16 protein-coding genes and 1 tRNA gene are annotated in these 24510 nt (G+C 54.7%); 10 read left to right on the top strand and 7 right to left on the bottom strand.

The features are described from left to right. Positions 1–26: 26 nt before the first annotated feature. Positions 27–1184 carry a lactonase family protein gene (locus OSO_RS0103500; protein WP_040591586.1) on the bottom strand — a complete coding sequence of 386 codons (1158 nt, stop codon included), beginning with the start codon at positions 1182–1184 and terminating at the stop codon, positions 27–29. 240 nt (positions 1185–1424) lie between these two features. Between OSO_RS0103500 and OSO_RS0103495 the strand changes: the two genes are divergently transcribed. Then, entirely contained in the window at positions 1425–3824 is a 2400-nt protein-coding gene (locus tag OSO_RS0103495; protein ID WP_010582154.1) for a hypothetical protein, read from the top strand. A 109-nt stretch (positions 3825–3933) separates the two neighbouring features. Here the strand turns inward: OSO_RS0103495 and OSO_RS0103490 are convergent, their stop codons facing one another. After that, positions 3934–6435, bottom strand: a complete 2502-nt coding sequence (locus OSO_RS0103490; RefSeq protein WP_237729253.1) for a U32 family peptidase — start codon at positions 6433–6435, stop codon at positions 3934–3936. Between the two features lie 560 nt (positions 6436–6995). Between OSO_RS0103490 and OSO_RS0103480 the strand changes: the two genes are divergently transcribed. Both OSO_RS0103480 and OSO_RS0103475 read left to right on the top strand, forming a co-directional pair. Further along, a complete protein-coding gene (locus OSO_RS0103480; protein WP_010582151.1) occupies positions 6996–9347 on the top strand; it encodes a Tex family protein in 2352 nt (783 codons plus the stop codon). 319 nt (positions 9348–9666) lie between these two features. Next, positions 9667–10950 carry a hypothetical protein gene (locus OSO_RS0103475; RefSeq protein WP_157605006.1) on the top strand — a complete coding sequence of 428 codons (1284 nt, stop codon included), beginning with the start codon at positions 9667–9669 and terminating at the stop codon, positions 10948–10950. 225 nt (positions 10951–11175) lie between these two features. Here OSO_RS0103475 and OSO_RS47410 read toward each other — a convergent pair whose 3' ends face one another. Together OSO_RS47410 and OSO_RS0103460 are read right to left on the bottom strand one after the other, a co-directional pair. Next, positions 11176–12714, bottom strand: a complete 1539-nt coding sequence (locus OSO_RS47410) for a sigma-70 family RNA polymerase sigma factor (RefSeq protein ID WP_237729252.1) — start codon at positions 12712–12714, stop codon at positions 11176–11178. 488 nt (positions 12715–13202) lie between these two features. Next, complete coding sequence (locus OSO_RS0103460) at positions 13203–13634, bottom strand: RrF2 family transcriptional regulator (protein WP_010582147.1); 432 nt, start codon at positions 13632–13634, stop codon at positions 13203–13205. Positions 13635–13774: 140 nt separating this feature from the next. Between OSO_RS0103460 and OSO_RS0103455 the strand changes: the two genes are divergently transcribed. The 4 genes from OSO_RS0103455 (at position 13775) to OSO_RS41980 (ending at position 17866) form a co-directional block, all read left to right on the top strand. Next, positions 13775–14350: a protoglobin family protein gene (locus tag OSO_RS0103455; protein ID WP_010582146.1), complete on the top strand. Its 576-nt coding sequence runs from the start codon at positions 13775–13777 to the stop codon at positions 14348–14350. Between the two features lie 168 nt (positions 14351–14518). Next, the gene (locus OSO_RS0103450) at positions 14519–15817 is read left to right on the top strand and encodes a hypothetical protein (RefSeq protein ID WP_202799919.1); all 1299 of its coding nucleotides are present in this window, start codon (positions 14519–14521) and stop codon (positions 15815–15817) included. A gap of 249 nt (positions 15818–16066) precedes the next feature. Then, positions 16067–17131: a hypothetical protein gene (locus tag OSO_RS0103440; RefSeq protein ID WP_010582144.1), complete on the top strand. Its 1065-nt coding sequence runs from the start codon at positions 16067–16069 to the stop codon at positions 17129–17131. Positions 17132–17239: 108 nt separating this feature from the next. Then, positions 17240–17866: a hypothetical protein gene (locus OSO_RS41980; RefSeq protein WP_157605003.1), complete on the top strand. Its 627-nt coding sequence runs from the start codon at positions 17240–17242 to the stop codon at positions 17864–17866. Positions 17867–17922: 56 nt separating this feature from the next. On the opposite strand, the gene OSO_RS0103430 is transcribed toward OSO_RS41980, so the two are convergent. Further along, positions 17923–19209: a TolB family protein gene (locus OSO_RS0103430; protein ID WP_010582142.1), complete on the bottom strand. Its 1287-nt coding sequence runs from the start codon at positions 19207–19209 to the stop codon at positions 17923–17925. Between the two features lie 497 nt (positions 19210–19706). Here OSO_RS0103430 and OSO_RS0103425 point away from each other — a divergent pair, with 497 nt between their 5' ends. Further along, positions 19707–20726, top strand: a complete 1020-nt coding sequence (locus OSO_RS0103425; RefSeq protein ID WP_029246600.1) for an alpha/beta hydrolase — start codon at positions 19707–19709, stop codon at positions 20724–20726. Between the two features lie 353 nt (positions 20727–21079). On the opposite strand, the gene OSO_RS51550 is transcribed toward OSO_RS0103425, so the two are convergent. Further along, entirely contained in the window at positions 21080–21955 is an 876-nt protein-coding gene (locus OSO_RS51550; RefSeq protein ID WP_010582140.1) for a hypothetical protein, read from the bottom strand. Positions 21956–22368: 413 nt separating this feature from the next. On the opposite strand from OSO_RS51550, the gene OSO_RS0103410 reads away from it, so the two are divergent. Then, positions 22369–22455, top strand: a tRNA-Ser gene (locus OSO_RS0103410). Positions 22456–23396: 941 nt separating this feature from the next. Here OSO_RS0103410 and OSO_RS0103400 read toward each other — a convergent pair. Next, complete coding sequence (locus tag OSO_RS0103400) at positions 23397–23861, bottom strand: transposase (RefSeq protein WP_010582139.1); 465 nt, start codon at positions 23859–23861, stop codon at positions 23397–23399. Positions 23862–24215: 354 nt separating this feature from the next. On the opposite strand from OSO_RS0103400, the gene OSO_RS0103395 reads away from it, so the two are divergent. Beyond that, complete coding sequence (locus OSO_RS0103395; protein WP_010582138.1) at positions 24216–24509, top strand: IS3 family transposase; 294 nt, start codon at positions 24216–24218, stop codon at positions 24507–24509. Position 24510 lies beyond the last annotated feature (1 nt).

The raw sequence follows: 24510 nt of genomic DNA, 5'->3' as shown, positions 1-24510 counted from the left end.
GATTCCGTCAAATTTCAACCGGGCGCCTATTGGCCCAATGGCATGAATCGCACGCAGACCGGGCGACCAACCGTGATCGAGCTGCCGGTGGGCGATAGCAGTCCTGTCTGAGAGTCGATCCGAAAAACAACCACGTTGTTCGTATCCTGATTTGCAGCCAGAATATAACGTCCTGAAGGATCGATATTGAAGTTGCGGGGTGTATTTCCCCCCGTCGGCTGATGTCCCAAAGCGGTCAGGCGGCCCGTTTTTTCGTCGACTCCGAAAATGGCCAGGCTGTCGTGTCCACGATTGGAAACATAAACGAACTTTCCTGACGGATGTGCGACCGTTTCCGCCGTGTAGTTGTTCGGGATTGGCTGTGGAACCGTGGAGGTTGTCTGAATCGCGGTCAATGAACCGTGTGCCGGATCGTATGCAAACGATGTCACCGTGGAGTTCAATTCGTTATTGACGAAGGCATACCGTCCCGTGGGGTGAAAGGCAAAATGTCGCGGGCCGCTGCCAGGTGCGACGACCCCGGCCGGGGGATTGTTCGGTGTCAGTTTTCCGTTTGCGCTGTCGAATTGATAGATCAATATCTTGTCGAGTCCCAGGTCTGCGGCGAATGCGAACTTGCTCGCTCGATCGACGTTGATGGAATGGGCGTGCGGCGCTTCCTGTCGTTCGGGGTTGACGCTTTTTCCTTGATGCTGGATCGAAGACGAGGCGGGCGACAGATGTCCGTCATCACGAATGGGCAGGACTGCCACACTCCCTCCGCCGTAGTTGGCGACGAGGACATTCTTGCCAACACCGTCGACGACCAGATGGCAGGGCCCCGCTCCGGTCGAAGGCTGCTGATTCAAAAGCGTTAATCGTCCCGTGTTCGGCTCGATCAGGAATGCTCCAACACCCCGTTCGCCTTTGCCCTCTGACGTGGTAATCTCACTGACTGCATATAAGAACTTGTTCGTGGGGTGAATCGCGAGGAAGGATGGACTGGCTGCTTCGACCGCAAGTTCTGCCGGAGTCAGCGTTCCCCGCTCAAGGTCGAGCGTGCTAAGGTAAATTCCGCTGGATAGGTCGCTTGAGAAAGTGCCAAAGTAGACGCGGACTTTTCCGCCTACTTGTGCCTGAACCGGGACGGGTAAACTGAATAAGGCGGTCAAGGCAATGATCCACCCGAGATGATGACGATTCATGCGACACGGCCTAATTGGAGTTTGCGATCGAAGTATGGCAAGGATCAGACGATAGAATGCCATGGCGCGAGCGCCAAGCGTCTTCTGCTTCAGCGATCGCCAGAATAGGATGCCCGTCAATTGATGCAGGCCACAAGGAGGATGACAAGACTTGTGGAGATCCGTGGACGAAAGGTATCTCGGCATGCCAACTCGATTGTCCGGTCAACCCGTCAACGCCTCGAACTGCTCGGTGCTTTCATGAGAACGTTACAGTTGCAAGCCAATCGCGACGCGGGCAGGCTCTGGTCGTCGCTCTTGATCGTTCTGGGCTGTTTTTCGACCCTGGGTTTGGCGAATTGTGCGCAGGGTGAGGATGAGATTCGTCTAAAGAATGGCAGCGTTCTGCGTGGAACGGAATTGTTCACACACTCGCTGACGAGCGTCCCCGTCTCGATCAATGTGTTGCGCAGACCAGGCGATGACAACCGCGAAACGCGGAATATTGCTCGCGTCGAGAATGGCTGGCAGTACATTTTCTTCCCCGTGCAGCAGCAGGTGGCCGTCGGAAAACCGGGAGCCGTACCATTAGCGCCTGCTCCCGCGATCTTCAAGATCGATCCACCGAGAGTCAATCTCAAACGCGTCCCGCTCGCCTCGCTTGGCCCGATCACATCGACTGAGCCGTTTTCGGAGATTGGGGTTCGCACGATTACCATGCAGGGCTCCAAAAGCACGCTCTCCATTGTGCAGGCCATTACGCTGGTCGCTCCTGATCATGTCATGGTGGAGAGCCTGAACTGTGACTGGAAGTACGGTGTTTCACTCAAGTCTGTTCCGGCCGACATGATCGAAAAGCTTGTTCGCCGAAAAGTGAAACCCGCCGACGAACACGATCGGTACGGACTCGCCAAGTTCTACTGGGAGGCCGAACTCTACAATCAAGCGTTCAACGAACTGGAATCGATTAGCAAAGATTTCGCCAATCGAAAGGACTTGGTTGATCGAATTCAGGCCGGCCAGGCGGAATTGATGAATTACTTTGGAAGTCAAATTCGGCGTCATCTGGAGCGGCGTAAGCGGGGGGCACAGCATGTTCTGGCCGAGGAATATGCCCGGAAGTTGATGACGCAGCCGCTGAGTGGTGCGGTTCGTCAAGATGTTGAGCAATTCATCCGAAATTACGAGGAAGGTCGACAGAATATCGAGCGTGCCAAACTGCTCTTGGGTGATTGGCAGGCAAAGATCAACGATTCGGAACAGGAAGAACGATTGCAGCAGCTTCGCTCAGAGATCAACGAGCAACTCGACTTCGAAACCTTGCCACGGCTCGATGCATTTCTAAAGGCGGAATCGGACAAGCAATACGAACCTGCAGAGCGGCTGGCAATGGCGTATTCTGGTTGGGTGCTGGGGTCGGCGAATGCCGTCACGGATCTGGATCAAACTCTAAGATTTTGGGACGCCCGACGCTCGGTGCTCGAATACTTGCGAACCAATGAGCCAAGCACTCAGATTGAGGCAATGAAAACGCTGAAAACGACGGAAAGCGTTGGCCCCGATGCGGTCATGAAACTGATCCCGCAACTTCCTCCGATTCTCGACGCATCCGACATTTCACCCAGCGTCGCACATCAGGTTGAAGTGACCGAAGGAACGACCGCGAACTACTGGGTCATGCTGCCGGCCGAGTACTCGCCACACCACAATTATCCACTCGTTATCGCGCTCCGAGCTCAAGGCCGAACGACCGAAGAAACGTTGAAAGTGTGGGCTGGCGAACCGGGGCATCCCGACCTGGGGAATCAGCGAGGTTACATCGTCATCGCTCCGGAATACGTCGAAAAGACCGCGACAGAGTACACGTTCGGCAGTCCGGCTCACGAAGCGGTTCTCAATTGTCTGATCGACGCCCGAAAGCGCTTCTCCGTCGACAGCGATCGTGTCTTCCTGGCTGGACATGCCATGGGAGCGGATGCGGCTTTCGACATTGGTATGGCGCATGCGGATGAATTCGCCGGCGTCCTGCCGATAGGGGGCAACGCGACGAATTACAGCGAGCACTATTGGATGAATGGCGAATACACGTCCTGGTATGTCGTCGGCAAAGGCTACTGGGCGAATGGTGTGCGGGACCCGACCAGCAATCGCGTGCTGAACAACATGCTGACCCAACCCAAGTTCGATGTCATGCTTGTGGAGTATTCGGGACGCAGCGGTGATAACATGACGGACGAAGTTCCCAAGTTCTACGACTGGATGGAATTGGCGGCGCATGTTCGCGATCCGCTTCCAAAGCAATTTCAGATGCGCTCGATGCGAAAGGCGGATAACCGATTCTTCTGGCTGACAGCCGCCGGCTTACCGCGTGATTTTGTGCTTCCGTTGCCCGCCGGGTCAGGAATCAAGGTTGAACCGATGGACTTCAAGGCCAGGATTACAACCGCGGGGAATCTGATCACGCTACCGGGTTTGACGCAGAACTACACGATCCGCCTGACTCCAGAGCTGGTTGATTTCGACAAACCCGTCTCCGTGAAGATTGGGGGACGCAGTCCGTCGAATTACCACGTGACGCCCGAAATTGATGGCCTGTTGGATGACTTGCGAACGCGTGGCGACCGAAAACGATTGCCCTTGGCAGTGATTCGCCCGAAGTGATGGGGCGAAGGACGCTGTATCGTGTGACTGGCTGTGAATCTCGCAGGTCTGCATCGTAGATGGCCAGCGCAGATTCGACATCGACTGGAATCGCGCTCGTCCGTCACGACTACAAAATCGCGAGCGGATTTCGGCGTTCTTCGAGAGTTCCACGAGTCACACCAACTCGATTGGCGGCATTCAATTGTCGCCAGACGTCCTCGCCACGAATTTGTCCTCGCAGTAAGTCGCGGTACAACGCCAACACACGTCGCAAGTCGTCCGGTTGGTCGTCGAGGAATTCGACTCGAAAATCCCGTACGCCCTGAGCCAACAGTTCGGGAACAACATCGGCTGCAGACTGAGGGACCGCATTATACAGCGTATTGCGGCAGCCCACGTCCGCTTTCAACGGATGCTCGCTTCCCACTCGATCACGAAGCTGAACGAGATGAGTGTCACAGGGGCGCCCGCAATTGGTCTTGTTCGTTCCAGGCGACAAGACGGCACAGAACACACAATGCTCCATATGGAACATCGGCATGTGCTGGTGAATGACGATTTCCAGGCGATCCCCGCGCACGGCTGAAACCAGTTCCAGCAACTGGTCGCGGTTCAAATCGTACGACGCCGTGATCCGCTGAGCGCCGTATCGCAAAAGATAGTCGACCGTCAGTTCATTCGTTGCGTTCAGCGAATAATCGGTGACGAATGGAATTTTGCGATCCGTACAGAACCGCATTCCTGCCAGATTCCGGACAAGTAACCCATCGGGCTCATACTTGGCGATGGCCGAAAACAGTCCTGCTTCAGACGGCTTTTGGATTCGCGTCGGCGCGACATAGATCGGGAGATCTGCCGCCCGCGCGAGTGCGACGGCTTGCCGGTACTCGCGGATATCTTGAAAGTCCGCGTAGATCAATTCGGGTTGGAAATTCGAGTTCGATGATGCTTCGTTCGTTACCACTTCAATCTGGGCCAGCGTGCGGCAAAGGAGATGCAATCGCGGCGCTTCCTCAGCGTGTGTGCTCTCAACGGAATTTGAAGCAATTCGTGATTTGAGATGTTTGAGCGTGGATGGCGGGTTGATTGTTCGTGCGCGCGGCTCGATCGTCACTTCATCAAGACGTGCAACAAGTTCCTGTCGAAGTTTGGATAACACACTCAGCGGAATCATCGGGTTGCCGCTGATTTCGGTTTCCAGCTTTGCGAGTTCGTAGGCGGTATTTCCCAATCGCCCCAGTTGCTCCGCCAGAAACTCAACCGTGATGGGATGCTTTCTCGCAACTGCCAGCGGTTCTGATGAAATGACTCGGGCCGTTACAACAGCATCGGTCGAGGGGTCGACGGACAATGTGCCTTCAATCTCGGCCGGTTGGCCGGCGATCGTGCGAACGGCAAGCGACAACGGGCGTTTGCGAATAGGATCGGGCCCCGAATAAGACCGCTTCAATCGCGCCGTCAAGGCGGGATCATCGGTCTTCCAGATCGCCTGACCAACGCTCAATCGTGAAAAATCGATCGCCCCCCGTTGAAATTCGAGTTCAACGATCCCGTTCGAAACGCCATCTGGCTGAGCGATCCGATCCACGAGAACTTCGAAGATTCGTCCACCCTGTTCGTCGCTGGCGGCCCGGTCACCAGTGAATACTACGCCGTCGCCGCGGGCAACGGGCGCATCCAGCTTGACCTCAACCGATTCACTGTAAATCTTTTCAATGGTGCCAAGCAGAACTCCGCGCTTCGCGGACGACAATGCCGGAACCAGCATCTTGTGATCGTCGCCCAGTAGCCATCCGGGTGAAAATCCTCGTGAAAATGAGAGTTCCATCTCACGGACTTCATCGCGTGAGAACTCGACGAGCTCACCACGCATGGCCATGTCGATCGCCTCTCGATAGTGACGGGTCATGTTCGCCACGTATTCGGGTGTCTTGAGGCGACCTTCGATCTTGAATGACGACACTCCCGCAGCGATCAAGTCCGGCGTCAGTTCGTAGGCCGCGAGATCTTGTGGGCTGAGGAGATACTTCTGGGCTCCCAGATCCACGTCTTGGCCGTCGCAGATCAAATCATAAGGCAGGCGGCAGGCCTGGGCACACTGGCCACGATTGGCGCTCCGGCCTCCCAGCGATTCACTCGTCAGGCACTGTCCTGAGTAGGCGACACACAGCGCACCGTGGACGAAGCATTCGAGCGCCACCGTGGTCGAATGTCGAATCTGTGCGATTTCACGAAATGAGAGCTCCCGAGGTAAAACGACGCGTTCGACTCCCAGTTCTTCAGCCACGCGAATCGATTCGGCACTGGTCAGCGTCATTTGCGTTGACGCGTGGATGGGAAGATCCGGACAGACGGCACGAACGAGGTGCAACACACCGAGATCTTGCACCAGGACGGCGTCGACATCCGACTCAGCAATTGTTCGAATCAGTGATTCCAGATCGGAAAGCTCGTCGGTGAAGGCCAAAGTGTTGAGCGTTACATAGCCCTTGACGCCGCGATGGTGCAGGAACTTCATTACCTCACGCAGTTCACGTGTCGCCACATTCGTGGCGCGGGCCCGTGCGTTAAATCCGCAATTCAGGCCGAAATAGACTGCGTCGGCACCATTCTCAACGGCCGCTCGCATGCATTCCTGGTCTCCTGCAGGGGCGAGTAGTTCAGGACGAAGAGCGGCGGGCAAACACATACTGAAGACCGATTCGAACGGAGTCAGACAGACGGATGTGGCAAAGGCTGAATCATCTTGCAGTGAAACCCCGACGTCAACCCGCGAAATTGGCTTATTTCCTAATGCCGGGAAGAGTTCCGAAGATCGGCCGCACCAATTCATCACATCGGGCTGTCGGACTCAGAAAATCGGTCGCGAAGGGTGAAGTTGTGTGGGGTTTGCGAGGTGGTCACCAAGCGCGGGCATGGCGACCCGACACAACGAATCGACGATGGCGATGGATCCCCCGGACGATATTTTGAATTCCAGTCGATCGTCACTTGGCAACTCACAAGAATCGTTTGATGCGAAATGAGATGGATTCGTACTTCGCGAATGGAATTCTCGCTTCCACTCGGCGCGCGAAAATGCGATATCATTCGTGACTGTTGAGTTTGATCGATCGAAAACACCTCGAATTGCACTCACGAGAACCGAGCGATCTTGTGAATCAGGCCCAATGGGCACGGATGGCCTCAATGACGGAACTAAATCAGGCGCGAGACATTGATGTCAAACGCGTCGCCTCAGAGTTACACCTGCGCTACGACCAGGTGCAGCACACCGTCCAATTGCTGGACGAAGGTAATACCGTGCCGTTCATTACACGGTATCGAAAGGAACGCACGGGAAATCTGCATGAAGAGCAAATCCGTGCGATTCAAGAGCGCGTCATTTCGCTCCGGCATCTGGCCGAACGGGCTGGTGACATCCTGCGACTCATCGAGGCGCAAGGGAAGTTGACGCCGGGCTTGAAGTCTGAAATCGAACAGGCTGATTCACTCAAGCGACTGGATGATTTGTATCTGCCATTTCGCCCCAAGCGACGTTCTCGGGCGACGATGGCCAAGGAACGTGGCCTAGAACCCCTGGCCGATTCCATTTGGAATCAATCGACAAGCGGTCAGACATTGGAGAGCGTCGGGGCGAAATACATTCGCCCCGAAAACGAAGTTCCGGACGCAAATAAGGCGCTCGAAGGGGCGGCCGACATCATTGCCGAACGTATTGGTGATGACGCCAATTTGCGTGAACTGTGCCGTGCGGTGGCACGCGAGACGGGACAGTTAAAGTCGTTTGGTACGAAGAGCGCCGACCAGTCGCATCCCGAGTTCCGCGACTACTTCGAATACGCTGAACCGATTTCCAAGATTCCGCCACATCGGATTCTCGCCCTGAATCGCGGCGAAGAACAGAAAGCGCTGCGTGTCACCTTCACTTGGAATGACGAACGCGCGACACGTGTCACCTGCGATCACTTGGAACTCGATCGTCATCGGCATCGCGAGTTCATGTCGGCTTGCGCTTCGGATGCCCTGGAGCGATTCGTTCAGCCGGCCCTGGATCGTGAGTTCCGCCGTGATTTGACCGAAAAGGCCGAGCGGCACGCGATCTCGGTCTTTGCCCAAAACCTGCGAAATCTTCTACTGCAGCCGCCCTTGCACAGCCAGCGCGTCCTTGCGATTGACCCCGGTTTTCGCACCGGTTGCAAGCTGGCGGTGTTGGACGAAGTCGGAAGCGTTGTCGTCGTCGACGTGATGTACATCCTCTCGGATGAAAAGAAGGGGGAGGCCAAGACGAAGCTTGTGACCCTGATTCGGGAGCACGGTTGCCAGGTGATCGTAATCGGAAATGGGACCGCATGCCGCGAGACGGAAGAACTGGTTACCGAGATGATCGCTTCGGAATGTCCCGAAGTACAGTACATCGTCGTGAACGAAGCCGGGGCCAGTATCTATTCCACAAGCTCCGTCGCTCAACAGGAATTTCCCCAGCTCGATGCAATCGCCCGCGGGACAATTTCGATTGGACGCCGCCTGCAGGATCCACTGAGCGAACTCGTGAAAATTGAGCCTCAGCATATTGGCGTGGGGATGTACCAGCATGACCTGAACCTCAAACAACTCAAAGATGCGCTGGATCAGGTGGTCGAATCGTGCGTGAACTATGTTGGGGTTGATATCAACCGGGCAAGTTCATCTTTGCTTGCACATGTTTCTGGATTCAATCAACTGCTCGCCCGGCGCGTGGTCGAGTATCGGGACAAGCAGGGATCGTTTACCAATCGCCAGCAACTTCTGAACGTCCCGGGAATTGGTCCCGCCACATTCACACAGGCGGCAGGATTCTTGAAACTCGACGGCGATGAACCGTTCGACAATACCTGGATTCATCCGGAAAGTTATGACATTGCGCGCAAGCTGCTGAATCGCTGCTCGCTGACGCCCGAAGACGTCAGGCCCAGTGCCGATCGATCGGTACTCAAAGAACGGCTGAGCGACGTGGTTGCCGCGCGGCTTGCCGACGAATTGGGATGCGGAATTCCGACGCTGGAAGACATTCTTGACGACTTACAGCGCCCTGGACGCGATCCTCGCGCCGACCTTCCGCCGCCTGTGTTCCGGAAAGGTGTCCTCTCGTTAAGCGACATTGAAGTCGGGATGGAACTGCAAGGTACGGTGTTAAACGTTGTCGATTTTGGTGCCTTCGTCGATGTGGGATTGAAAGACTCGGCATTGGTACATATCAGTCAGTTGGCGACACATTTTGTCAAATCGCCACACGATATCGTCTCGATTGGCGACGTCATTAAAGTGTGGGTGCTCAGCGTTGACCGTGATCGAAAACGTGTCGGTCTCACGATGATTCCTCCGGGTGCCTCTGAGTCTGCAAGTGCTCCGAAGCCGTTGCCCGTGCGGGCTGATACTTCTAGTCCCGCTCCTGTCGCTGCCAAGCCAAAATCCTCGAATGTGGCCCCAAAGCCAAAGCAGCCAGGGATGCTGAAGGGATTTGATGAACTGAAACAACAATGGAAGACATCGCGCGAGTGAACCTGCCTTGGCCGGTCGTCACTACTCCGACAAGCACCATTGTCTTGCATTCTGGAATCGGGCTAAACACTTTTAACGCGAACCGCCATCGGCAGAATCAGCCGGTGGCGGTTTGTCCGCGCTGACGCGGGGGGGCAATCGGTTCGATTACCGTCAATTGAAGAGATTTTCGTGTCAGGCGCGCCGCTTCCTAGCCTGCCCAATCCGACTGAGTCGCGCAATTCTCCTTACGGATTTGAGGGGAATTTTAGGTTTTCATCGCCATTGGTCGATTGTTACGAAAGCGACAGCGACGACCGTTCCTTCTTGGACTGACAACGTGACAACCCGGCTGTTCCGACTTGCGGTATCGATGATGGCCGCTGTTTGTTGTCTGGCAAACGTCACTTCCTTCGATGTGAATGCGGACGACAGGGCGGCTGTGGCACAGGTCTGGGATGACGTTTCAGGCGACGACAATCGTCTTCCTGTCATGCTGACTGCGGCCAACGGCGGCTTCTCTCCGAGTCCCGTATGGAACCCGTCGCTGCAAGGGCTCGAAGGCATTTCTGAACTGATCGACTACGTGCCCTATATCGGTGGTAGTAACTTTCCTACTCGCCAGCAAAGTGCCGGAAGTTCGCTCTCGAAAAGCACGAGCAGCAGCGGCAGCGGACTTGATGGGCTGCCATCGTTTCGCGGAATCAAAGGGATTAAGAATTTGCCCGGTGGTGTGGGCACTCTGTTGATGGCCAATCCACATGTTGGAGCGTCATGGTATCCGGAACAGAGTACTGATCAGAACGGCACGACGCTCAGTATGGAACGCGAGTACTTCCAAGGGGCCGTTCCAATTTACCATCGCGGTCCAAGTACCTACGTGCTGACAGCGGAAACAGAAGTCACCACGATCCGTACGAATGCAATTCTGCCAACCACGAATCAACCGTTCCCCAGTCAGTTGTTCAACATCGCAATTGGAATGAACTATTTTCATCAGTTCGAAGGCGGAAACGTTGGGGGATTTGTGTTTGATGTCGGTTCGGCCAGCGATAAACCGTTTGAGTCTGGCCGGGATATTCTCGCATCGGGAACCGGTTTTCTGCTCATCCCCCAGGATGAAGACGGCTCTTGGTTTCTCGGAGTGAATGCGTCAACCAACAGTCAGGTCCTTTACGGACTGCCAATTCCTGGAGGGGGGTACTTCTACCATCCCAGTGAAGACTTTCAGGCGATCGTCGGTTTTCCGTTCTCTGTTTTCAGTTGGAAACCCTCGCGCGATTGGCAATTGCAATACGTGTATGCCTTCCTGACGACAATGCATGCTCGGGCCGTCTATCAGCCAACGGATAAATGGCAAATCTATAGTGGATTCGAATGGACCAACGAGAACTGGAATCGATCGGGGCGAGTCAACGAAGAGGACCACTTCTTCTACTATGAGAAGAAGTTGGCCACCGGCTTTCTGTGGTGGTTCAAGCCACACGTCGGACTCGAAGTCTCAGGTGGATGGGCATTCGATCGATACTTCACCGAGGTGAACGGCTTCAAGCTGGTGGGCGAAAATACCGTTCACATCGGCAGTGGGCCGTACGTGACCGCTCAGATCGACCTGCGGTTCTAGCCGCGCCGCGACTCTGTTCTGGCAGAGATGTGGCGATCGCTCGCAGGCTAGCGACACGGCGCTCAACATGTCCTGCCAGGATTGCGGCTTCAACAGAGCGAGACGAGAGTGAGGTTGGACGGCCGTTTCGCCGACCTTTCACTTTCTCATTCGACCGCCTGCAAGGGCTCGTTCATTACCAACGAGTCCTGCTGAACGAATTCGTTCCAAACGAATCCCGAAATCTCAGAAGTCGATCACTGGTTCATTTCCTGTGGCCGTCAACCAGGGGCGTAGGACATCTTCTGCAAGATCAATCGGAACGAGTCTGACACTGCCGTCAGCAAAGCCCGCGACGAAGTAATCCTTGAACGCACTTCCCAGCTTGGGGAGTGGTTTGCTTGGGTCATAAGAAAGGTCTTCCGGCTGCGACCACGTGACGGGATTGGCGGCTTCCACGACGAGTATCGTCGTTGAAGTACCGTCAGTGATCTGATTGAGCCGCATTCCTTTTTGGCCCATAAACGGCATCGTTGGACCCACAAAGACCTGCCAATGCGTCTGGCCTGTGGAACGAGCCGTCGCTGATTCTGCGTAGATGTCTGGCATCTGGGGGACGAGCTTGATGTTGTGCGGGCTATCCCAGGGCTCATCGAGTTTGAATTGCTTGTACAAGTCGTTTTGATCGATAAACGGAAGCACGTGGACTCGCCAGCTAAGCAATGGTTGCCCCGTTTTGCTGTAGCTGGCAGAGGCTGGAAAACTTCCATACATCGCAAGATAGTTGTGCATTGCGAGCCCCATGAACTTCACATGACGCTTGCTCCTTTCTTTCGCCATTCCTTCCTCATCCAATGTCAAATTGACACCGGGATGATGGATTTCGACGGCCGCTACCGGATCAGGAGTTTTTCGTTGCAGGCTGGTCACCAGATTCCGAATCGTGACCACAGTTGCCGTCGTCATCAGCAGGCTAAGCACGACCGCAATGCCCAGAGATTTTATTTTTGCATTCGCCATCGCCACCAGGACTCCTTGAGTGAGTGCAACAACTTCGGACGAAATGACACCACCAATGATTTGTTGACCGACACCCACTAACGACAGGGTACTGACTGTCGAACTGGCGAGCGCAATTGGCACCTCGGCGACAGCTTGCTGTGCAAGCACCGTGGAGAGCGCCGTCAATGAATAGACCACGCCACGATTGCGCAGTCGCGTTTGAAGCAGCGCGCGGGCTCGTTCTAACCGGCCCTTGAGCGATCCCGGTGACCATCCCAATTGTTCGGCGGCGCTTTCTCGCGTCGCGCCTTCCAGGCAACACAGGATCAATGGCAGGCGAAATTTCTCTGGTAGTTTGCAGATCTCGTCGTGAATGAGATTGAGTGTCTCATCATCGGTAACTGGCGCGATTGGAGTCATCGGAGTTCCTGATGCTTCCCGTTTTTGTCGCCACAACGATCGTGCCTTCGATTTGAGCGTGACTCGATGTGCAACGCCATAAAGCCACCCGGCCAGAGAGGTGAACTGGTCGAGCGTTCCGGCTTTCTTTAGCAAGATCAAAAACGTGGCTTGGAAGGCGTCGGCGACATCATGCTCGTTCTTCAGCACTCTGCGGCAAAGCCCCATGACGAGTGGACCATGTCGAGAAATGATTGCTTCCATCGCGGCCGGATCATTTGTCTCAACAAACTGCCTTAGGAGCTCGACGTCAGTTTGGTGAATATGCAGCTCGTCTGGCATCAATGATGTTGGCTCGTTCACGCCAGATTGTCGGTATTTCATCGGATTCATCAAAACATTGCGGCATTCTGCTTGGGATGTATGGCAAACCAGGGGAATCCAGGTGATTTGACTGGAAGACTTCTGTTCGATGTCTTCGTCTGACAGCGTCAGTGAAAGACAAGTTGCCTTGAAGCACAATAGAGAATGCCGTTTCCCAAACAAACGGCACGTTTTTTTTTCGCGGTTCCGAAAAATTTCAATTGCACTCGAATGAAAGCGGCGACGAATTCGAAATCGGGGCTAACAGAGAACCCCGGTGCGAAGTCAGCTATGGGGCAATTCTCTTGCTTATGCTGCTTAAGACTCAAGTATCTGGCGTCGAATAACTTGAGGAATTGCGCAGGTGGCGATTCGGCATTTCCAAGGTGCGGGCGCGCGTTTTCGAGCTTCAAACCTGAATTCATGGATTGAAGAATCGGCCACGAGTTGGCAAATGTCCAGGCAGGCATTCTCCTCGGGCCCGTCTGGACTAGGTGAGCTATGCCACTCTATTTCGTCGACATTTCGCAAAGTGGATGGCTGCCGGTCGGTTCTGCAAGTAATTCGGCGAGCGTCGTGCTTCCGAATGCGTTTTCGACAGTGGCCATGGCGTCGTCCATCCGCCGATGCAAAGGACATAGGTTCTTTCCGTGTGACTTCAATCCCAGTGGGCACGTCTTGATTCTGACGATCGGCTCAACTGCGTTCACGACCTCCAGAATCGTTAATTGATCCGGAGACTTGACCAACACGACTCCGCCCCCAATTCCCCGCTGACTTCGGACAATCTCGCTACGCCCGAGATTCTGTAACACTTTGACCAGGTAAGGCTTCGGGACCTTCGTTGCCGCTGCAACTTGTTCTGTTGTGCATGCATCCGGCGCATGGTCGGCGAGAAATGCGACGGCACGCAGCGCGTATTCCACGGTTTGGGAAAACATGCCTGATCTCCATTTTTATTAAAACTGGACGTTGAAGTCCTATTTAGCCGATGCTACTCTTGTCTGAAATAGGATGTGTAAATCTTATTTTAGTTCGGAATCGCTCTCCGTACAAGTTGCCTATGGCACGAAAGACTCCCATGAAACGCATTGACGAACGACGGCTTGAATCCGATTTAGCTTACCGTTGTGCCTATTTGACCGAATTCATCGGTTTCGACGACGACGATATTCGTGCCGTTCATGGGGCCGCAAGCCTGCTGGCCCCGCTGGTGCCGGGATTGGTGGATGCCGTCTATCACAAGCTATTCGAGTATGACGCCACGAAGCGTCATTTTGTGCCGCGTCAATCAGGGTATGAAGGTGACGTCCCGACGAATGTGGAGTCCCTATCGCAGGATCACGCGATGATAGAGTTCCGAAAACAACATTTGGGACGGTATCTCGTCACGCTTGTGACCAAACCATACGATGCCAAGATGATGCAGTATCTGGATTTCGTGGGAAAGATGCATACGCCAAAAGCCGGATCGAAGGAATTGGACGTACCACTCGTTCAAATGAACGCTCTGATGGGATTTGTTGCCGATGCTTTGCATCAGACGATTTTCGGGTTGAATTTGGAGCGACCGCAAGAGATTGCGACGCTGCGTGCGTTTAGCAAGTTGCTCTGGATTCAGAACGACCTCATCAATCGACACTATCAGACACGGTAAAAACTTGTCGTCGAACTGGAGCGACCACCACCTGTCCAGCAGCCGGAATTTGGGATGTTACATCGCCTTTCATCGAATGATTGCCTCACGTTCTTCCTATCGAAGTCGAATTGCGGCCGACGAGCATGGAGCAATTTCATTCGATGCGGATGGGTAAGCCGGGGTTTGGTGGCCCTCAGCCTTGTCGTGATATTGTGCCTCAGAACGGCAGCCGGAGACGATTTCGAGAATACTCCGATCTATTATTCGTCGACACCTGCCGAGAATCGGATTTCGAAGCTTCAGTCTCGCATTGACGCGGGGCAGGTGGAACTTGCCCGCGTAGGACAACAAGGATATCTCGCCGCCGTCCTGCGAGAACTTGAGGTTCCGATTTCTTCGCAAATGTTGGTCTATTCAAAGACGAGCCTGCAACGAGATCGAATCACTCCGCGAACACCAAGGGCAATTTACTTCAGCGATGATGTCTACGTTGGCTACTGCCATCGCGGCGACGTGATCGAGATTTCGACGGCTGACCCGAAGCTGGGCGCCGTGTTCTATACCGTCAGTCAGTTGGCCGACACTCCTCGTTTCGAACGGCAGACAGACAATTGTTTGTCGTGTCATGGAACGACGAACACCAAAGGCGTGCCCGGACACCTGGTGCGTTCCGTCTACACGGATCGAGAAGGTTTTCCGGTCCTTTCAATGGGGACACATCGCGTCGATCATACGTTACCAGTCGAAAAACGCTGGGGTGGATGGTATGTCACTGGCACGCATGGGGTCCAGACCCATCTAGGCAATCTGATGATTGAAAAAACCTCGCAGCGTGACGACGTCGACAATTCGGCAGGGCAAAACGTCACTTCCCTCCAGGCTCGATTCAATACGAAAGCCTACCTGACAGACACCAGTGATCTCATCGCTTTGTTCGTGCTGGAGCATCAGGTCGAGGGACACAATCTGATCACTCGAGCCAACTTCCAGACGCGGCAGGCACTGGCATCCGAAGCGAGACTCAATCAGGAGCTTGGCGAATCCCCGGATCATCGCTGGGACAGCGCCAATAGTCGGATCAGAAGTGCCTGCGAAGCTCTCGTCAAGTATTTGCTGTTCTGTGACGAGGCACCACTTAAGGGACCTATGCGCGGAACGACGTCATTCGCAGAGGAATTCACGCATCTCGGGCCACGCGATTCACAAGGGCGATCACTACGCGATCTTGATTTGGAACATCGTCTGTTTCGTTTTCCCTGCAGCTATCTGATCTACTCCCGTGCTTTTGATGAATTGCCGCCCGAGGCGAAAGCCCTCGTTTGGCATCGAATGGAAGAAGTCCTTTCCGGCGCCGATCAAAGCCGTCCGTTCTCGCATCTTTCTCTCGCTGATCGCTCGGCGATTCGCGAAATCCTGTGCGCAACGAAGCCGGGGGTGCCAGAGAGCTGGACGACGACTCAACCTGACGCTTCGCCTTCGAAGTAGCCGGTGCCGATTTTCCCGCATCGATGACTGACACGATCTTCGATCGCAGTCAACACTCGACACACTTGGAACCGTTGCGATCAGATCGCGTTTTATCGTGAATCTGCGTCGGTCTGTCGCTCCGAACAAGGAACAGTGTTCCGATTCGTTGACGCTCGTCACGGCGGAATCGCTCTTCTTGAATTGAAATCAAATCGATAGCATTCGCGCGACGACAACGGAAAAAATCCGACGAGGAGTGTCACATTGATGTCGATTTCCATTTCGACGGCGGCAACGCGTACAGCGCCTGTGGGCCGTATGAATCGCGGGCTGCGATGGACGAGGACTGTGCCTCTAACCTGCATCTGCATTCTCGGTCTTGTGTGGTGCATGCCATTACAGGCGTCGGACACCAAAGTCTCGTTTGACATTCCCAGCAAGGTGGAATGCGACGATGTCACGCCGGCTCATTGTCGAGAGATGCATCCAACGATGAAGGTTGTTGAGGCGAAATTCCGAATCTCGGCCAGTTTCGTCGAAGGACAAGAGGCATCGGCTGTTGATTTTATTTATGTGATTTCCAGCCCGGACATGCGGTTGAATGTCCTCGACTTCTTGCCAAACACGACTCTTGAGAGTTCGACGGCCGAAGATCGGATTGAGGTCACAGACAGTACCGAAAATTCGGACGCGACCTCGGGCGATGCTCGTGTCAGTTACAGTCTGCTCTCGATTGGCACCGCGAAAAATCTTTCCAGCAAGAAGACCGAGCAAAATCGGTATCAGAAGATCGCTCCAAAGCACCTGGTCCTGGCGAGTGGTACCGTCAATCGCGGGCACGGTGTCTTTTACAAATTGCGTCCATCCCATGACGGCTCATTGGAAGGAGCTAAAGAGTTCGCAGTCTTGTGCTTCGTTCCCCAGAACTGGCGCGGTGACTGGTGCACCGTAATTTGCTCTGCGCGTGCGAACAAGAAATCGACGCTTTCCACGTCCATTGCGACCGCAGGTATGGAAGTGGCGCATGTCGGCTTGTATCTTGCGGGCGACCGCGAAGCGAGCCAGCTTGCCGACGCGTTGACCGACATTCAACTCGCAAATTCCGGTTTGCTTTCCAGGCATCTGAGGAAAGAAGCGTCTCAATCGGTCGATCTGATGCACGCGATTCCCACGAACCAACTCTCAAGAATGCCCGCCAGCGACCGTCTATTCAATGTGGTGAAATTCAAGTCCTCACCGCGCCCGACGTCCCTCGAAACCGCTAAGAAAAAACTCTTGGACATCCAGCACCGGTTCCGAGAACTTGCGGGACGGGATGAATCGTTTCATTGAGCGGCGAATTCCGAATACGTCACGTCTTGCGGCTCCCATTCAAGTGTGAATTGATGTCGTGACATTCAGGGCGGCGATCGCAAACTTGATGCGAGAGAGAAATGCGGAATGATGTCGCGTGAACAGCGAGATAAATCCTCCGGCACGGCAGCCAGTCCTCGAATCGTCTTTGCCTGCGCCACAATTCTGTTGTCGTGGCTGTTGATGCAAGCGGTGCATGAGTTCGGACATGTGTGTGGCGCATGGACGACAGGGGGGGCGGTACGGCAGGTGGTGCTCGTTCCGTGGGAACTCTCGCGCACAGACCTTCAAGAAAATCCCCATCCGCTGATGGTCTGTTGGTTGGGGCCGATTTTTGGAGCGTTTTTGCCCCTCGTCGTTTGGTTGATGCTTCATGGATACGGGGCCAAATCCGCGTTCTGGTTCCGTTTTCTTGCGGGCTTTTGCCTTATCGCGAACGGCGCGTATCTCGGTGTCGGCGCGTGGACGCACGACGGTGATGCAGGAGATCTCTTGCGCTACGGCGCGCCAAACTGGGCTCTGTGTCTGTTTGGCCTCGTGACGATCGTCATGGGATTCCTCGTCTGGCATCGGCTGGGGCCATCGTTCGGATTCGGGATGAGCGCGCAGCCGATTTCATGGCGAGCTATCCTCACTTGTCTGGGCTGGCTCACGTTCGTCGTGGTACTTGAATGCGTCTGGACTTGGATCCAGTTCGTGATGCTACACGCTTGAGCCGATAAGGCTTGATCTGAACAAAACCTTTACCGAATTCAAGTTCCTGCCTTCGATCAGCGCGAAGGAATCCAGCGAGGATGGTCGGCTCCCAAGTCGTCGATTCCTCGCGTCAGCAGGCGTGCGTTCTGGCCGTGGCTGTCCATCACCCAAACTGCTGGGGATTCACCCGTCGCCGCTCGACAAAACAGAATCTGCGCTCCGTCGACGGACTGACTCGCACGAAAATCCCAAGTCTGCTCAACAAGCGGCGTCAGCGCCGTCACCGAACCCGTGTTCGGGTCGATGCGGCAGATCTGCGTGCCCCCATGTGCCAGCTCTGGCTTGAAGTCTCGGTTGAAATGATCCTCGTCGCGCTGACCAACGCGGAACTCCCAGGCAACTTTGGCATCTTTCGATCGCTGTGGAAAAAGGATCTGGCCCTCGCGCGTCCAGGATGGAACATTGGACCCACCACCACGTGTCATTGGGTTTCCATAGGTGGCCGCGAACCACATCGCTTGATCGGATGTGAGCACACGATGTTCCGAGCCATCGGCCCGTCCGATGCAAACGTCAGCCCAGTCGTGCCCCGGGTCCTGCTGATACAGGCAGTCGACGTACAAGACCCATTGGCCATCCGGTGACCACTGCGTACCGAAATACAGATGTCCGGGTTGAGCGGCCAGTCGAACTCGATCGCCGCCATTGATGTCGCTTGTCCAGACTTGATAGCCCTGGGGGCTCGCGAGATGAAACGCCACTCGTTTACCGTCTGGACTCAGGCTCAGTCCATAGGGCAGACCTTCACCCGCTTTCGTGAATTCCTGTGCGTCGGAGCCGTCGAGACGCATACTGTAGATTTGTCCGACCTTATTCTTGACCACCTGAACAAGCAGCCGTTCGTCTGACAATAGCAATGCGGGAGTGGTGAAGGGGGCGATGCGGTCTTTGGTGCAGATCTCTTCTAGTGACCCGGATTCCAGATCGTACGTCCATAAATGAGTCGGCGTCTGCGTGTAATATTCATCAAAAGGACGACCTGGGCCGTCTCGGCGTGGCTCCATGCTCAAGACGACCACTCGTCGCCCATCACGAAATCCAGGTCCCGGCTGCCACGTTGCCTGCCCCGGGGCTTCGAACTGCAGGTATTTCGGCGGCGCTCCGTCGGTCGTGGCCAGCGCCGTCTTCCCTTGAGAAGTGAAAAAGAACTTGGAGTGTTGATTCGCCGGTGGCGCTTCCTCGGCGGCCCAGCCGCAGACGCGCGACATGATCCACGGGGTCAGAAACGCCTGTGCCATGAACGTGCGTCGGCTTGGTTTGTAAAATGAACTGGATCTGTGCTTTCGACATTCGTCGGGCATCGCCGCTTCCGTTATGTATTGACTCGGTGAGTCTGTAATTCAGCGCTGATTTCAATAGCCCAGCACAGAATACAGAGCGGCGCGGCAGAAGGAAGCCATATGTACGGCGATTTATGATGATCCACACTTGCGCCAGGCGTTTGAGGCAGCCGATCAAGCGGATATTTGCCGCACTTGCCCTGGTCTACGCAAGCCGCAAAATCTCGGTCGATCCATGTATGAATCACGATCGTCAAAGTGGATGCAACGTAGCGTTTCCAGAATTTTTCTTGATGGCGAGAACCGCGTTTTTAACGGTATATTCAGATATGCCTTCTGCAGGCGAACGAAATAATGAGAAAGGGCTTTGCTCCATTTCGTGATTCCCACGGCAAGGGGCATGTCCAAGCTCGTTCCATCGATTTCAGGTGGATTAAAGGAAGAGCGGTGAATGCGACGGTCACATCATGTTGAGGAAGTCGCTACGCGCCGCGATTCGAACTGAGGATCACGGAATCATGCTGGCGTTTTTCCGTTCGGTCAAACTCGGGTTTGACGTCAACGCGACACGCCATGAGTCGGCACCATTGATGGAGAGACATATGCAACCTAATTCGTCGCGATTGATGTCATTTGGTACTCGCGGCCTTTGTCCATTCGTTGCGATTGTCTGCGCATTCTTATTCACGGCACAGATGGCGACCGCTCAAGCGACGAAAGGGCCTGAGGTCGAAGAGAAGGGATTGCTCACCGAAGATAACTTCGAGCTAAAAATCACGTACTTCAAGTCCACCATGAAGAAGAATGCTCCAGTCGCCATCCTGCTGCACGGCGGAAAGAAAGGGAACCGGCGGAACTGGACCGGATCAAAAGGCATCGCATCCTACCTTCAGGAAAAAGGCGGATTTGCGGTGGTGGCGGTCGATTTGAGGGGACACGGCGACAGTGTTCTTCCAAAGCGGTCGGAACTGAGAAAAAACGACTACCAGAACATGGTCCTTTACGACATGCAGGCCGTAAAGGAGTTTCTGCTTGAGGAGCATCAGAAGGGGAACTTGAATATGAACAAGCTTGGGATTGTGGCTTGCGATTTCAGTACCTCAGTCGCGTTAGCTTTTACGGAAATTGACTGGGAACGTGAGCCCTACGACGACAGTACGACGCCAGAGCAACGCACGCCACGCGGGCAAGATGTTCAAGCATTGGTGCTGATCTCGCCCGAATTGAGCACCCCCGGGTTGGCCGCCACGAAATCCGCCGCAGTCATTCGCGGACGCGATCTTCCGGTGATGATCGGCACTTCGGAAAAGAATGCGCATGACCTGAGCGCCGCGAAGAAGTTGTTTGATGCACTCGTCGCCAAGAAGAAGAAAGATGACAAGGTGTCGCTCAAGCGGTATCCCGAGGATTACCGTGGGATGGATCTCGTCTTGCAAGATGTGCAGACGCAGCATGACATTGTCGATTTTCTGGATAAGTACGTGAAGGGTTTCGAAAGCCCCTGGCGTGATCGAAGCAGTCGACTCGAACGTGAATAAGACCTTAGCCGTTGTTCAACTTGATCTAAGGCGAAGGCGACGCCTGACGCGAGCATCCCGCTGAGCTTGAAGGCTCGAATTTCGCTGCGAAACTTGCTGGATTTCACGTTCACTTGGTGCGAGCGATCAGCGAGTTGTTCGAGAAGCGCGGCCCCCCAGGGACATGCAAGCGGCGAATTGAATGCCTTTCATGCCCACCAGAATCAAATGTCTGTTCTCACTTTGCCCCCCGTTGTCTTCGCATAGCGGAAATGTCATTTGGAATCAGTCGGTTCATGGACGTCCGTGCAAAAAATATCCCGGTCAGTGCATGAACTGACCGGGATTCTTCGTGCCGATTGAATTGCGTCTCTTTACCAGACGGGGCTGGCGCTCGACATTCTCACGGGAGATGTCACGGGCGAATACCGAAACGTGGCCGGTGCATACACCGGACTTGGTGAAATCTGTGTCGAGGCGATAGGCATCGGAGCGGCAGGGACCGAGTCAATCGCGGCGGGAGCTGGTGGCGTGTAAGCAGTCGTCGTCGAATATGTGGGCAGTCCCCACGAAGCATATTCAACAGGTGCATTTGCAACGGGCATCCGACTCGCCGATGGTCGCGCATATTCGACAGGCGGAGCGGGATAGGGGGCCGGTGCGACGGTTGACGGCGTCGAAATTACCGAAGACGAAGGTGTGTAGGTCGACGACCCTGATCCATAGGAGGGTGTTGGGCTGGCATAACTTGTCGGCGCGTACACCGTTGGTTGTGCCGGGTAACTGTAGTTGGAAGAACTGTAGCTGGAATAGTTGTAGGAGGCGGGCTGATACGAGACGTACGAGCTTCCACAGCCGCAGGCCGTCGCATAGGGCGAGGCATAGCTGTATCCCGAGTAGTATGCGGGGGCATAATAGTTTCGGTAGGCGTATCGCGGATACGAATAATAGATCGGGCGAGCGTAGCCCCATCCGGCATAACCATAGCCGGGGTAGCCGTAGCCATACCCGAAACCTCGATAGCCGCCCCATCCGCCGTAACCACGATAGCCGCCGTAGCCCCAGCCACGATAGCCGCCACCCCAACCCCATCGGTGCCAACCCACCGATGCTCCGGTAAGCGACGACTGAATTTGTGTCACTGCCTGCTGTGTTGCGACCGGTCCTGCCGCTTCCGACGGACTGGCTGCGAATCCGGCTCCCACCAGTGAGACTGCCAGCAAACAGATTCGACCTCTGATTGAATTCATCTAACGTCCCCCTTCACGATTCAAAACAGATTGGATGGTCCAAGGGCCACCCGAATTCTCCTCAATGCATGGTAAGGCCGGCGATTTCAGCCGGTCAAGGACGAATTCGATCGCTTGTCCTTCCAACTTCTTTAATTCTGCCGGGCTCCAATGGCAATTTGCTCGCGAATGCCGCTGTCGTCGATCGCAGGGTTTGATCATTCCAGGTGGATCATTTCGACCTGCGAAAATTGCCCGAACCAAACTCCGATTTCCAGCCTCCTCAAGACGTTGCCCCACGCGCAATGATCCGCTAAACTCCGCGAGTCGTTGGCAATCGAGCACTCGTCCGGCAAGTCCAAAACCGATCGAACTTGGCTTGGCCTCAACAAGAGCACCTGACGGGACAGCAAACGACAAGTATGCAATCACTCGGAGAGGTGGCAGAGTGGCCGATTGCACCGGTCTTGAAAACCGGCATGTCCGCGAGGGCATCGTGGGTTCAAATCCCACCCTCTCCGCATTCAGAAAACACCCGTCGCAAACACTTGTTATATCGCGATTTGCGGCGGGTGGTTTCATTGACACAGTTCACTGAGTCAATGCTGAGCCAATGCCGCAACACCCGAGCCCGGATGGGGTCGGGTGAGCGTGCACAGGAGCAACAGAAACTAAGTAAAGACTTCATCGTTGCCTCGGATCCTCATCGCAGTCAGCTGCGGTGACGGACACCTCCGAAGGTGTGCGGGCCTGTCGTTTGGAAGACAGCGCCGGCCCGCAGTGCACTGTCACCACAAAATGCTACTTTGAAGGCGTGCTTTCGGTAAAGTCGATTTTCTCCATCGACCTTTGCGACGCCGCGTCATTGAGATGATAGTACCGTCGGATCATCTGGCTCGTGCGATGACCGCGCCAGGTCATCAACTGCTGTTCGGGTACACCGGAGTCGGCGCAAATCGAGCAAAAGAAATGGCGGAAACTGCGTAAGCGACCGACGACGAAACCTGTCGCGTCGCCTGCGGGTGTCGGAAACTGCTTTTCCAGGGGCTCAAGGACGTCGCGAATTAGGCAGCGACGGACCGTATCGGGCGGATGTTCAGATGACCTCCGAGAGGCGTCATGGTTCGTGACTTTCGAGACGTTTCCGCTCAGCAGCGTTTACTTCCTTGTTAAAGAAGACAAGGCGAACGAATGGCTGATTTCAATTCGTGAGTCCGGTGGTGGCTCATTCGACGGCATGCAGTCTTCGTATGAAGGTTATACAACCTCAATTCCTTACTTCACTGTCGTCACCCCGTTGACTCTGCTGTCCGCGTGGCTTCTCCTCAGCAAGCCACGGGCGAGGACGCCAACTCCAGAGAACCCTGCTGCTCCGAGAATTTGAACAGTTGCGGGATGTTGAGCGCGTACGGCGAACGAGTCCTCTGGTTGAGAGAGGCAAGAATGTAAGTACGTCCGACAGTCAGTTTTCTTGATCAAGCTTTCGCGGTCGCAGGCTGACTTCGTGCCCCAGAGCTTCCAGGCGATGAACGAGATATCGCTGGAGGCGTTCGGCACTGTGGCAATCAAAATAGTCTCGACCGAGGTCTTGATAGTCTTTGTGTTCCTTGAGAACGTGGTAGATGACGATTAATAGTGAATGAGCCACGGTGATAAGAGCTCGTTTTTTCCCTCGCCGCGGCGCCAGTCGACGGTACTGAGCCGCAAAGTAACTGGTCTGAGTCTGACTGGCCCCCCACGCGGCTTCACTGAGGTCTCGTCGCAACCAGCGATTCCCGTGACGGACGGCACTACGCAACCGCTTTCCCGCTGATTCTTCGTTTCCTGGGCACATTCCTGTCCAAGAACTCAAGTGATGCTCATCGGGAAAGACAGACATGTCCACACCGATTTCGGCCAGGATCGCCTGAATCGAGACGCGATTCAAACCGGGAATGGCCCTTCGGTTCCGTAGACCGATGGTCGCGTCACCAAGAGGCCGTGCTACTGTTTCCTATTTAGAACGGCATTTGGTCATTTTGTAAAAGCCCGGGACGTTTCTTAAGAGCTTGTTCTCATATGGCTTAAGGATAGAAAATGCGATGAATGTTTTCGCATGGCGATCTTCTGGAAACGGACAAGGAATGGCGTGGTATGAATTCAATTCTTCGCATCAAGGAATAATGTGGTATTGGCGTGCTGAAGTGGACCCCGTTTTTCGGACCACCGTCTTAGATAGAAAACGGAGTTTGGATCGAGGATTATTGAGGCATCGTGTCGAGCAATTGAGCGGGAGACAACCGTGCCTCGGAGCAGACGTAAATTCGACGGACCATTTAAGGCGAAAGTTGCCTTGGATGCGATTCGTGGATTGAAGACGACGAGCGAATTGGTATCGATTCATAAAGTTCATGCGACGCAGATTGCACTTTGGAAAAAGCAGCTGTTGGAAGGAGCGATTTCGATTTTCGAGAGTCCTTCAGCGAGCAAGGCCACCACCGACGAACCGAGTTCCGCAGAGCTCTATGAACAAATCGGTCGACTGAAGGTTGAGCTCGATTGGCTCAAAAAAAAAGTGGCCGAGCACGGTGGCTGAA

This window comes from Schlesneria paludicola DSM 18645 (assembly GCF_000255655.1).
Taxonomy (GTDB): domain Bacteria; phylum Planctomycetota; class Planctomycetia; order Planctomycetales; family Planctomycetaceae; genus Schlesneria; species Schlesneria paludicola.
Note: the sequence above shows the minus strand (reverse complement) of the source record. Positions and strands in the feature narration are given on the sequence as shown.